The 12,803-nt window shown below is 31.8% G+C and carries 10 protein-coding genes; all 10 read left to right on the top strand.

Annotated elements, in window-relative coordinates; genetic code table 11:
• Positions 1-2: 2 nt before the first annotated feature.
• The 10 genes from BUB91_RS09650 to BUB91_RS09605 all read left to right on the top strand — a co-directional run bounded on the left by BUB91_RS09650 (position 3) and on the right by BUB91_RS09605 (position 12,802).
• Positions 3-1,169: a restriction endonuclease subunit S gene (locus BUB91_RS09650; protein ID WP_073099027.1), complete on the top strand. Its 1,167-nt coding sequence runs from the start codon at positions 3-5 to the stop codon at positions 1,167-1,169.
• A gap of 419 nt (positions 1,170-1,588) precedes the next feature.
• On the top strand, positions 1,589-3,118 hold the full coding sequence (locus tag BUB91_RS09645) for a reverse transcriptase domain-containing protein (RefSeq protein WP_073099026.1): 1,530 nt from the start codon (positions 1,589-1,591) through the stop codon (positions 3,116-3,118).
• A complete protein-coding gene (locus BUB91_RS09640) occupies positions 3,111-4,406 on the top strand; it encodes a hypothetical protein (protein WP_073099025.1) in 1,296 nt (431 codons plus the stop codon). The genes BUB91_RS09645 and BUB91_RS09640 overlap by 8 nt, the downstream gene beginning before the upstream one ends.
• Positions 4,406-4,987, top strand: coding sequence for a hypothetical protein (locus tag BUB91_RS09635; protein WP_073099024.1), 582 nt, complete (start codon positions 4,406-4,408; stop codon positions 4,985-4,987). The genes BUB91_RS09640 and BUB91_RS09635 overlap by 1 nt, the downstream gene beginning before the upstream one ends.
• Positions 4,988-4,999: 12 nt before the next feature.
• Positions 5,000-8,488 carry a DEAD/DEAH box helicase family protein gene (locus tag BUB91_RS09630; RefSeq protein ID WP_073099023.1) on the top strand — a complete coding sequence of 1,163 codons (3,489 nt, stop codon included), beginning with the start codon at positions 5,000-5,002 and terminating at the stop codon, positions 8,486-8,488.
• Positions 8,489-8,578: 90 nt separating this feature from the next.
• Positions 8,579-9,196: a Cap15 family cyclic dinucleotide receptor domain-containing protein gene (locus BUB91_RS09625; protein ID WP_073099022.1), complete on the top strand. Its 618-nt coding sequence runs from the start codon at positions 8,579-8,581 to the stop codon at positions 9,194-9,196.
• A gap of 1 nt (position 9,197) precedes the next feature.
• Positions 9,198-10,205, top strand: coding sequence for a cyclic GMP-AMP synthase DncV-like nucleotidyltransferase (locus tag BUB91_RS09620; protein WP_073099021.1), 1,008 nt, complete (start codon positions 9,198-9,200; stop codon positions 10,203-10,205).
• Positions 10,195-10,830, top strand: a complete 636-nt coding sequence (locus BUB91_RS09615; protein ID WP_073099020.1) for a hypothetical protein — start codon at positions 10,195-10,197, stop codon at positions 10,828-10,830. The genes BUB91_RS09620 and BUB91_RS09615 overlap by 11 nt, the downstream gene beginning before the upstream one ends.
• Before the next feature lie 890 nt (positions 10,831-11,720).
• Entirely contained in the window at positions 11,721-12,149 is a 429-nt protein-coding gene (locus BUB91_RS09610) for a BfmA/BtgA family mobilization protein (protein ID WP_073099019.1), read from the top strand.
• Positions 12,137-12,802: a hypothetical protein gene (locus BUB91_RS09605; protein ID WP_073099018.1), complete on the top strand. Its 666-nt coding sequence runs from the start codon at positions 12,137-12,139 to the stop codon at positions 12,800-12,802. Before BUB91_RS09610 ends, BUB91_RS09605 begins: the two co-directional genes overlap by 13 nt.
• The last annotated feature ends 1 nt before the right edge of the window (position 12,803 follow it).

The following is a 12,803-nucleotide window of genomic DNA, read 5'->3' as shown; positions in this document are numbered from 1 at the left end:
TAATGATGAATTTAGAATATAAAAAATTAAACGAAGTTTTAGATTATGAACAACCGACAAAATATATAGTTGAGACAACTGATTATGATGATAGTTTTGAAACACCAGTTTTAACAGCGGGTAAATCTTTTCTGCTTGGATATACTAACGATCAGGAAGGAATATTCAAAAATGTTCCTGCTATAATTTTTGATGACTTTACGACTTCTTTTCATTATGTGAATTTTCCTTTTAAAGTGAAATCCTCTGCAATGAAAATACTGATACCAAAGGGGGATTTTGTTGATTTAAAGTATGTGTATCAACAAATGAAACAAGTTAGAATTGACACGCAACTTCATAAACGATATTGGATTTCAAGATTTTCTAATAAAGAAATTCCTTTTCCTAAAATTGACATTCAAAATAATAAATCTGAAACCCAAAAACACATCGCCAGCATACTAGACGATGCAGCAGCCTTACGCAATAAAACCAAACAACTACTCACAGAATACGACTTGCTAGCACAATCTATCTTTTTGGATATGTTTGGGGATGTTGTGAATAATCCAAAAAATTGGAAGACGAGGACAATAGAGCAATTGGTAGTCAATGAAAAAGGTTCTATAAAAAGAGGTCCTTTTGGTGGCGCTTTGAAAAAAGAAATATTTGTAGAACAAGGTTATTTAGTATATGAGCAATACCATGCGTTAAATAATAATTTCAATTTTGAGAGATATTATATTGATGACAAAAATTTTAAAAGACTGAAAGGATTTGAAGTTAAACCAGGAGATATAATTATAAGTTGTTCAGGTGTATATTTGGGTAAACTTGCAATTATTCCTAAAGATGCCAAGAAAGGCATTATCAATCAAGCCTTATTAAAAATAACATTAGATGAGCAAAAAATGAGAAAAGACTTTTTTGTTTTTCATTTTACACAACAGAATTTTAGAGATAAATATTTTGGGGCTAATAGAGGTGCAGGAATTCCTAATTTTCCACCAATGGCAAGCTTTAAAAAGTTTCCATTCATTGCACCACCTATTAATCTTCAAAATCAATTTGCAGAAAAAATAGTGTTAATTGAGCAACAAAAAGCCTTAGCCAAACAAGAGTTAAAAGAAAGTGAAGATTTGTTTAATTGCTTATTGCAAAAAGCGTTTAAAGGGGAGTTGGTGTAGTTGGTGTCATTGCGAGGACGTAGGACGTGGCAATCTCATTAATAAAAAAAAATTATAATTATGAAATTAATAAAAAGAATATAAATTTAACAAAATAGGGTCGAGTGGCCGAGAAGAACGTTTCGCACAATTATTATCATTTGAGATATACGTCAAGTGAGTGCTAAATACCAATGTCAAGAGAAGTTGAATTTATTTTAGCTGCAATTGATAAAACAGCCAGAAATGTGCTTGTTAAGTTGTTTAGTTTAATGTTGTTCATACGTTGATATGTTATTTTAATGACCTCTATCACAATATAAGCAATTATTATACCTGAAAAGTGTAGCGGTATTATAGCCATTTTATGGTGAAACTACCGACAGAGCATTGTTCAATCATAAGCCTGCTACTAGCGAATCTCGACCCTTATTTTTATAATGAAGAAGAAAGAAGAACATCCTTGGATTAAATTTAAAAAGTATCCACATATAGGTTTTCCATTAGAGCGTAAAGACACCTCTAAATTGGAAGGTTATATTATGGATGAAAATAAAGTTGCAAAGCATAGTTTTCTTCCTTTTTTACACCGCACTATTTTCCAAAGAAAATTTAGAGCGAATACAAAAGGTTTACTTAATAAAAGTAAAAAACGCACAAGAGTTAAAGGTAAACCCAAAGCAAGAGAAATATATTTTGCTAGTCATTTTGATGCTCAAATTTATTCTTACTACAGTTATCTACTTTCCAAAAAATATAATGATTTACTCAAAACTAAAAGTTTCGATAAATCTATAGTAGCCTATAGAAAAATAGAAATTAAAGGAAAGAAAAACAAAAATAAATGCAATATAGATTTTGCTTTAGAAACGTTTCAGTTTATAAAGGATAATCAAGATAAAGAGCTGACTGTTATTGTCGCAGATGTAACTAAATTCTTTGACAGCTTAGATCACAAAATTCTTAAACAAAAATGGGCAGAAGTTTGGGATGGTTCAATAACGCTTCCTAAGGATCATTTTAGAGTTTACAAATCTTTAATTGATATGAGATATGTAAATGAGGACTTATTGTTTAGAAACTATAAAGACGAAATATGGGTTAAAACGAAAACAGCAAATGATCCAAAGACAAATATAAAAAGGCAAAAACCAATAAAACACAAACGGTTTTTAAAAGATAATAATGCCATAGCGTTTTGTGAGAAAGCTGATTTTTTAAAGAATAGTTTGCATTTAATTTCAAAATCTAATGCAAAAAAGGGTATACCTCAAGGCACAGCACTAAGTGCAACATTAGCTAATATTTATTTGTTAGATTTTGATCAAGAAGTTCAAGATTATGTAGATGGCAATAGCATAAAAGGATTTTATCAACGGTATAGTGATGATCTAATCATAGTAGTGCCAAGAGATAAGCAAGAAGAAGCTATTAAAAGAATACGCTTTTTAGTAGAGGATAAAGCTAAATTAGAAATACACCCAGATAAAACAAAAGTATATCATTTTCATCAGGAAGATGGAAAATTTAAAGGTATTGAAGTTGATGAAAACACGGGTAAAGAAAAAAATAAAAAATTAGAATATTTAGGTTTTGAGTATGATGGGCAACGTGCTTTGATAAAGACTGCTGGTTATTCAAAATTTAATCGTTCTATGAAGCGAGCTTTTAAGAGAGTCACTTCTTTAACTATCAACGCAGATACTACCGATGATAAAATTCATAAAAGTTCATTATTCAAACGTTTTACTTACAAGGGTGCTAAAAGAAGGCAGATTTATAATGGTAAGACTAAAACAACACGATACGATTGGGGCAATTACCTAAGTTATGTAGAAAAGGCAAATGCATCATTCTTTGAGTTTAATAATGGTAATCAAATTAAAAAGCAATCAAGAAAAAGCTGGAGAAGATTTAATGAGTTGATGGTTGGTGCAATTAAAAAGATAGAAATATTTAAAAATGAATAAATACTTAAACATCTACAAGACTTATACAAAAGTAAATAGAGAGAACTACCAGTTAGAAGACGATCTAACTAGGGCTTTAGCAATCGCTTTACAAGAAAACGATGTGTTTTTACATCAGTTTTTAAAATATATTTTGAATCAAAAAGAGAATGCTTACAGTAACCTTTTTGATGATTATACAAATAAAAACCCAATAGAAATTGATATTCAAAAACCTGTAGAAACTATAGAAGGTTTTGATCATTTATTTGCAGTACGCATAAGTGGTGATGCTATGGGAAATGATTTCTATAATCAAAATCACGATCAAGATTATAATGCAATTACTGATATGTTTATTCAAATAGATAACATGGCTATCATTTTTGAAGTTAAACCTAATAATCATAATAGTACAGCACAATTATATAACCAAGCATATAATACGATTAAAGGTAACGAGTCTTTAACAATCCAAAACGATGTTACAGCTGTAGATTTTAATTGGCCATTAATTATGCAAATTGCAGTTCGTGTAAACAATTATCAGTTTGCTATAAAAAAAGAATCTAGGTTATTAGATAATTTTATTTCGTACATAAAAATGCACAACTACCAATGGCTACCGCAATTGTCACTAAGTGTATTGAGCTTTACTGAAAATAGTAGTAGTATTTCAAAAAGGTTAAATGATGCTATTGAAAACTCAGACAATACAGCAATTAATAATCGTTTGGGTATTAAATGTAATTTTGGTTGGGCAGAAGAAGTTCTTATATACTTAAACCAAAAGACAGAGGAGGTTCGTTTTTCTGTATATCCTGGTAATACTAAAGCACAAGGTTACCATATTTTTAAAAGTGAAGGAGAACCTCAGTTTAAAAAAACGCTTTATATAAATAACGAGGATAGAAAAATTAATAAAAATTACCATATTAAATTTTCTGGTCAAAGTTATATAACTGGACTATGGGCAGGAGAAAAAGATTTTAAAAAGCCACTATATACCAAAGCTAATTTTTATAATCACTCTGGCAGAAAGAAAAGAAGTTTGCATTGGGATACTATTAAAAACCTACTTGATAATGTTTTTGATGATGATTATGAATGGAAAAAATACTGTAAATGGGATGAAAAGTTAATTGACTCTAATCGTTCTCAATTTGACATTTCTTTTGGTTACGAACTAAGTATAAGTATTCCGTTTAAAGAATTACAAATATTAGATACAAATAAAAAAGATTTAACAAGTCTGATTAATTTAATTAATGAAGTTAAAAAAGCATTTAAAACGGTTTTAATTAAATAATGAATTTCAAAGAAGAAGTATATCCAAAAAATCTAAACCTTTTGCTAGATAAAGCAAATGACATTTCCTTAAATGTTATTAAGAGATTAAATCATAAAAAATGTTCAACGATTGCAGATTTATATTTTGAGTTACATAAGACTTGTACCGTTCAACCAGAGTATTCAGTGATACGTAATAAAAAAGCATTTAATGAGTTGGGATATCTTCCAAATATAAAATCAGGAAAAGTAAAATCTAATAATGAGTTTAAAGGCTTGTATGTTTTTGGAGAGGAGATGGATTGTAAAGTAAGACCAGTATATGTTGGTATTAGTAGAACTGTATATAGAAGACTAAGACAGCACGGTTTTGGTAAATTGCATAATGAGTCAACCCTTGCTTATTTAATGGCAAAAAATGAAAATGAAGATCTTACTAGAGCAAGTTCTAGTAATAGTATTCTAGAGCCTAAAAGGGAGATTTTGAGAAATTTTAAGGTGGCGCTATATCCAGTATTAAATGACTATGAATTGTATTTTTATGAAGTAGCATTAGCAGGTATTTTAAAAACAAAATGGAATACTTTCCGAACACATTAGTATATTAGAAGTATGAATTCAAATTTCCAGTTTCTTAAAAACGAGTTTGCCACTTTTCATGATAGAGCGGTTAAGGCAGAACAGTTGGTTATTACAGACCCACGTACATCACTTGTGTATAGTCGTATGGCGTTAGAAGAAGCTATAAATTGGATGTATGCTAATGATGAAGACCTGGAGCAACAATATAACACCACCTTACATAACTTATTAGTACAGCCAGAATTTAAAGAACAATTCAATCATAAATTATATAATGAATTATTCATTATTAAGAATGCAGGAAACTTAGCAGCACACAATAAACCTGTAAACGATATAGATTCACACAAAGCTATAGAGGCACTCTTCTATTTTGGGAAGTGGTTTATCAAATCATATGCAAAAGAACCAGTAAATGAAATCGGAATTTTCGATTTTCATTACATTCCTAAAGAAGGTGGTAGTACACTATCACGAAAACAAATACAGCAACTACAAAAGCAACTTGATAAAGAACTAGACACGTATCAAGAGCAACTAAAAGCCAAAGAAGCCGAAAGGCAGCAATTGGCTGATGAAAATGAATTATTTAAGAAGCAAATTGAAGCACTACAAGCGCAAATAGAAGCAAATAAAGTAGAGGCTAATGTAGAAGATGAAGTCAACCACCCACGTAACGAAGCAGAGACACGCAAATATCTTATAGATGTAGCACTTCGTGAAGCAGGTTGGGATTTAAAGGGAATAAACGATAAAGAATATAAGGTGCAATACATGCCAAAGTCTACAAATAAGTCGGAAACTGGATATGTAGATTATGTACTATGGGATGACGATGGTTTACCATTAGCGCTAGTAGAAGCAAAACGAACCTTGGAAAGTGCGAGTAAAGGTGAAAATCAAGCACAACTGTATGCCGATAGTTTAGAAAAAATGCATGGTCGTCGACCAGTAATGTACTACAGTAATGGTTATGAAATTTTCTTATGGGACGATCAGTTCTATAAACAATCACGTCGAGTTCACGGTTTTTATACCAAAGCAGAATTACAAACAGCAATGTTTCGTCGTACACACCGCATGGATATTCGTACAGCACCAATTGATACAGAGATTTCAGGACGTTCGTATCAAATGCGTGCCATAAAAAGTATTACAGAACATTTTGCAGGTAATGATAAAAGCGATGGTAAATTAATAGGAACTAATCGTGGTGCACTTTTAGTATTAGCTACAGGAACAGGTAAAACAAGAACATCTATTGCATTTTCAAAATTAATGCTAGAATGCAATTGGGCAAAACGTATTTTATTTTTAGCAGACAGAACTAGTTTAGTAGATCAAGCAAAGCGCAACTTTGTAAAGCATTTACCAGAGCATACTAGTGTCAATCTATTAGAAGAAAAAGACAATCCAGACGCACGCTTTGCGTTTTCCACCTATCAAACAATGATGGGTTTAATAGATCGTAGTCGTGATGAAGAAGCGCGTTTTTATGGCGTTGGACATTTCGATTTAATTATAATTGATGAGGCACACCGTTCTATATATAAAAAATACCAAGCCATATTTGAGTATTTCGATGCCTTATTCTTAGGGCTTACAGCAACACCAAAAAATAGTATTGACAAAAACACCTATCACATTTTTGGGCTGGCGGATAAATCGCCTACAGATGCATATACCTTTCAAGAAGCAGTAGATAATAAACATTTATCACCATACAACACGATTGAAATTCCTACTAAATTTCTTCGTGAAGGGATTAAATACGATGAATTGTCTGATGAAGAAAAGGAAGAATTTGAAGAAGAAATATTAGACGGTGAAGAAGCAACAGGTAATGAATGGATAGCCTCTTCAGAATTAAATAGTTGGTTATTTAATAAACCTACTGCTATAGAAACCTTGCGATATGTACTTGAACATGGTATTAAAAAACGTGGTGGTGACGAATTAGGTAAGACCATAATTTTTGCTAAAAACCAAAAACACGCACAGTTTCTTAAAGATACCTTTATGGAGCTCGATAAAGAACAATTTGGTAATGATTATGTAAAAGTAATAACCCATAATGAGCCTAAAGCTAAAGAGTTTATAAATCGTTTTTGTGACGAAGAGAAAGAACGTTTACCACAAATAGCTATTTCAGTAGATATGATGGATACAGGGATTGATGCACCCAGTTGTGTTAATCTCGTGTTTTATAAGCCAGTAAAATCATATTCTAAATTTTGGCAAATGATTGGTCGTGGTTCTAGATTACGTCCAGATTTGTTTGGAGCAGGTGAGGACAAAACACATTTCTTGATTTTTGATTTATGTGGCAATTTTGAATTTTTTAATGAAAACCCAGAGGGTATTGAAACAAGCTCACAAAAGAGTTTGACGGAGATTTTATTTGGTTTACGATTACGACTTGCAGAATATTTAAAAAGCAATCAGTTTATAGATGATAAATCATTACAAGATTTTAGAACCGAATTATTAGATGGTTTGCATCGAGATATTTCCACACTGGATTTAGAGCGGTTTGATGTAAAAATGAAACTAGAAATTGTCCACGAATTTGGGAACGATAATCGGGAAGTCTGGAATCATTTATCAAAGCGTGATGTCAAACGTATAGAAGATGAATTAGCATCTTTAGTAAAACCACAAAAAGGAGATACAGACTTAGCCAGGTATTATGACAAATTACTATTTACATTAATCACGAAAAGACTAGAAACACCTAATAGCGAAGAATATATGAATAGCTTTATGATACCTATTTCAAAAGTAGTAAGTACATCAAAAAAGCTATTAAAGAAAACAACAATACCGGCTGTCAAATCTAAAGAAGCATTAATCAAGTTACCGCTGGAAGAGGATTTCTGGAAAGTAGAAGGCATCGTTCATCTTGAAAAACTAAGAAAAGGAGTGCGTGAGCTCGTAAAATATATAGATCCAATAGACCAACGTTATGTAACTACAGACTTTGCAGATTATATTATTGAAGACAAAATTGTTGCAGGAGGAATGGCAAGTGAGGGTGATCCTATATATGCACCGTCACCTTTTCAAAATAATGTCTATCGCCTAGAAGAATTGATACGTAAAAATGAAGATCATATTACAATAGCAAGGATAAGAAAAGGGGAGACCATTACGAAAGAAGAATTGGAAGTATTAGAGAACATACTATTTACGGGTGGTATAGAAAAAGAAGCCATCGAAAAAGAATTAGGTACTCAGTTTAGCCTAGTAAAATTTATCGTGTCATTAATGGGCTTAAGTCCCGAAAAGGTAGATGCTACTTTCGCTAAATTCATCAATGACTTTCGGCTTAATGCCATTCAAATAGAGTTTCTGGATACCATCAAGAAATTCTTAACCACAAATGGAACCATCGAGCCTAGTAAACTATATGATTCACCTTTTAAAAACTTCCACAGTATGGGTATAGATGGCGTTTTTACGGAGAAACAAGCTGATGTGATTTTTAAAATTGTGGAAGACTTCAACCAGGCAAACTAACACTTCTCTCTCCATTATTTTTGGAACTATGCAATTACATTGCATATTAGGATCGTAGTATTGCAGTATTAATCTTAAATACAATGCAATATGGAAAAAGACTATTTAAAATATTACCATCCCAAATACCTCATAGGAATTGTAATTGTTGCTTTCGTTCTGATATACCTGACGAAAGAATCCTTTGGTTTATCGATTTCAGTTTTTGGAGGTTTAACCTTGCTAATAACTTTAATAACAAAGTATTTATGGCAGTTTAGACCATTTAAGTGGTTGTTTTGGGTTGATGATTTCTCCGGTAGATACGAGGGAAAATTGGTATATCAATATAAAGATGATGGTGGAAATGTAAAAACAGGCGAATTAGAACATATTAAAATTGTTTCACAATCAGGTAGTAAAATAACTGTTTCGTCATTTACGAAAAAGCCTGATGGTTCTCTATCATCACCATCCATAAATAAGGGGATGTATGTAGAAACCACTCCGGATGGCCAACATTATAATCTTATATACAACTATCATAACGAAGGTAGTATAGAACAAGGCTTTCCACCACACTATGGTACAGAAGTAGTTAAATTTATTAATGATGGTAATGAAAAAATACTATCAGGAAGATATTTTACAAATAGGTCACCCTACCAGACCAAAGGAGAATTTAAAGACCTCAAATGGGTTAGTAATAACAAAAAACACGATTTTTAAAATGGCAGTATTAAACAAAGAATTTAACAAGTTTGACCAAGAAATCAAGCTAAGTAAAAGTAGAAAAGAAGATCTAAAAAAGAGTAGAAAAGATCTAAAGAAAAAAATTAAAAAATGGTTCAGTGAAAATAAATCAGATGAAATTCAACCAAAATTTCATCCCCAAGGTTCTTCTGAAATGGGAACCACCATAAATCCAATTGTAGCATATGATGGAGATGGAAAACCTTTATTAGACTATGACACCGATTATGGCGTTTATTTTATCAAAAAAAATGATGATGACATTAAACAATCGATTAATACCTGGCACGATTGGGTATATAAATCAACTGAAAATCACACCCAGAAAGATTCTATAAAAAAAACAACTTGCGTAAGAGTTGTGTTTGCCGACGGCCATCATATAGATCTACCAATCTATTTTAAAGAAGATGATACTATTGAGCTGGCTCATAAATCGAAAGATTGGCTAGAAAGTGATCCAAAAGAATTTTATGAGTGGTTTAATGATAAAAAGAAAACAAGGTCTAGATTAGAAGCTATTGTACGTTGTTTAAAAGCTTGGAAAAATTTCAGAGAAAACAAAAACTCTAATTTAAAGCTACCTAGTGGATTTGAGCTAACCATTTTAGCAACTAATCATTACGTTGATGCAGATAATTTAGACGAAGCTTTTAGAGAAACCATAAGAGCTATTGATGCAGAACTGAATAAACATAACGGATTCAAATGCTTTAGACCTACAACTCCTTCAGATGAAGATGTATTTGAAAGCTATAATGAAACTAGAAAATCAAACTTCTTGTCAACACTTAATAGCCTTAAAGAAGATTGTGATAAAGCTTCGGAAGAAAAGAACTTTAAAGCAGCGTCTGAAATATTAAGAAATAATCAGTTTGGAGTAAGATTCCCTTTAGGTGATGACAAAGGTGAAGAATCTAAAAGTAATCATCTAAAAAGTTCTCTAGGTTCTGCAATTATTAAACCAAAGCCATATGGATATTAGTAAAGAAATTGAAGATGTTTTAACAAAGCATAATGGGTTAGTTTACCACTTAAAGAGTAATTCTTTAAGTGGTGAATTATTTCTGCCAGATAGTGATAGCTATGAGGTAGTCATAAAACTAGATATGTATCCAGAAGTGTTTCCAACGGTCTTAGAGGTTGGAGGGCGCATTCCAAATAAATTGGATAGGCATATGTATACTGATTCAGGTTCTTGTTGTTTTACTACCGTGGCAAAATCTCAGGTACTTTTAAAAACTAAAATAAAATCTTTACTCAATTTTATCGATGAGATTGTAATTAGGTATTTCCAGAACAATTCATATTACGAAATCAATAAAAAATATTTCTATGACGAATATGATCACGGTTCAATGGGAATAGTTCAATCCTATCAAGATATTTTAGGTGTAAATGATGTCAAGAATATTGGTAGATTAATGCTGCAAAGGTTGCAAAATAAAAAACTAAGTATAAGAGATTTGTGTTATTGTAATTCGGGTCAGAGTCTAAAAAAATGTAATAGTGGATTACATTGTAACAATTATAGGTTATTTAGAATGATTGATAAAGATGTGCTTTACAATGATTTAAAACATTTTAAAAACATTCTTCAAACACACTGATTAAGGTTATTCAACTTATAAAACTGCTATTTATGAACCGATTAGGAATGCTATTCGGCTCATAATAACAAATCCGAATAGTAATTACAACCCGTTACACCCCATTCCTCTACATTTCGCAAAAAGGTTCTCCTGAGCGCAGTCGAAGGGCTTCATTCCGAGAAAAGCGGTTCACTACACTATCTTGAACCCAGTCGCAGAAAAAGCGACAGCATTCGCCTAACAAAAAGATTACCACAACCTTTCTCTACACAAAGTTTAAAATTTTCCCCGAGACGAACTGCATAAACCAGTCGTGCCTTCTTTTTTATAAGTTCTTACTCGTTCAAAATTTTAGTATCTGTTACCGAAAAGGTAACGGCGATGGCGCTATGGGAAGTAAGTGAATAAAATTGATATGAACGCTAATCTGTATCATTTTGCTACAAATAAACTTGGTAATTATTAAGGCATATAGAATTTAATGTCAAAGGAAAAGGAAAACGCTCAAGATATAATAAGTATGTGATTTTAAGAGAAAATGAGTATCAAATAACATCAATATAAACCATCTATAATGGATTAATAAATTAAATTAATTATATGATTGTCAATCAATTAAAATTATATAACTTCCATTTATTACTAAAAAAAGAATGGTGTTTAAAGTACCTAAAATAGCTTTTCAGCTTTTGTTGAAAAGTATGAAGATCCTGAAATGAAATGAAGGAATCGAATAGCAAGAGGGTAACAGGCAGTCGCCCTGTTACGGATATTCGATTTCGCTATAAACATACTGTTTATAAGATGTTGCAGGGTTTTTCTATTTTTTTGAATTTGAATAAAAACGCTGTTTTTTACTAAAAATATTTGTTAACCGTCGTAAACAGGCAATAATTTTACTAAAAACTATGGATAAAGGATATGAACAAGAGGAATTTGAGACGTTAAAGATTAAACGTTCTGTAGCTGTTGAATTTAGGAAATTTAGTAAAATCCTGTCGAAATCCCAATCGATGACATTACTCTTAATGATGGACTTTTTTAAGGAAAATGGAATATCCCCAGTAGAGTCAATGGGACCTAATATGGAAACCTTAGAAAAGCGAATTTCATTGCTCATTAAGAAACGGATGAACGGAATGATTGCCATAATGAAAGACATTGAAAAGAACCAAACGAAACCAACCGTTGCAATGCTGTATTCTCTTTTTGAACAAACAGAACCACCCAAAAAGAAATTGATATTTGAAAAAAAATATGTTGAAGAAAAGAATGAAGTCCGTTATCGGGAAAAGAAATATCTGGACACAAATGATAATGAGCAATGGAAAAAGTAAACTACATCATCCAACTCAATGAAGCTTTTGAGCGTTTTAATAACGACCGCAGGATCAAACAAGGTCATATTACATTGTATCTCGCATTCTTTCAAAAATGGAATCGAGAATATTTTAAAAAGACGATAACCATAAACAGGGAATCGATTATGCAAAAAGCAAAGTTCAAATCAAAAACAACCTATCATAATTATCTCAAAGATCTTAATGATTGGGGCTATTTAAAATATTTCCCGTCGTACCATCCGGCTCAAGGCTCAATAGTTGAGATGTATATTTTTTTTAGTTCAGATGGTCAAAAATTAGCCAATAGCGTACCAGAACCAGGCCAAAATTTGGTATCTTCTTATAAACATAAAACAATAGAAAACTTTAATAAACTGGCAAGGCCAAAAAATGAACTGGTTGTTTTAAAATTTTTTAAAGAAAATAATTGGCCCGCTATGGAAGGAAAAAAGTTCTATGCACATTTCGAAGCCAAAGGTTGGGAGCTGAGCAGAGGGCTGAAAATAACAAATTGGAAGACAGCCGCCAGTAATTTTGTTGAGAAAGGCATAAAAATAAGGGAGGAAATCCCTAAGCCAAATTCTGGCCAGCAAGATAATCTGCGAAAATATGATAACAGAGACAAAAACTACGGGATGCCCCTTTAGA

The organism is Leeuwenhoekiella marinoflava DSM 3653 (assembly GCF_900129005.1).
In the GTDB taxonomy this organism is placed as follows: domain Bacteria; phylum Bacteroidota; class Bacteroidia; order Flavobacteriales; family Flavobacteriaceae; genus Leeuwenhoekiella; species Leeuwenhoekiella marinoflava.
The sequence above is the reverse complement of the archived record's forward strand: the minus strand, read 5'-3'. Positions and strand labels throughout refer to the sequence as shown.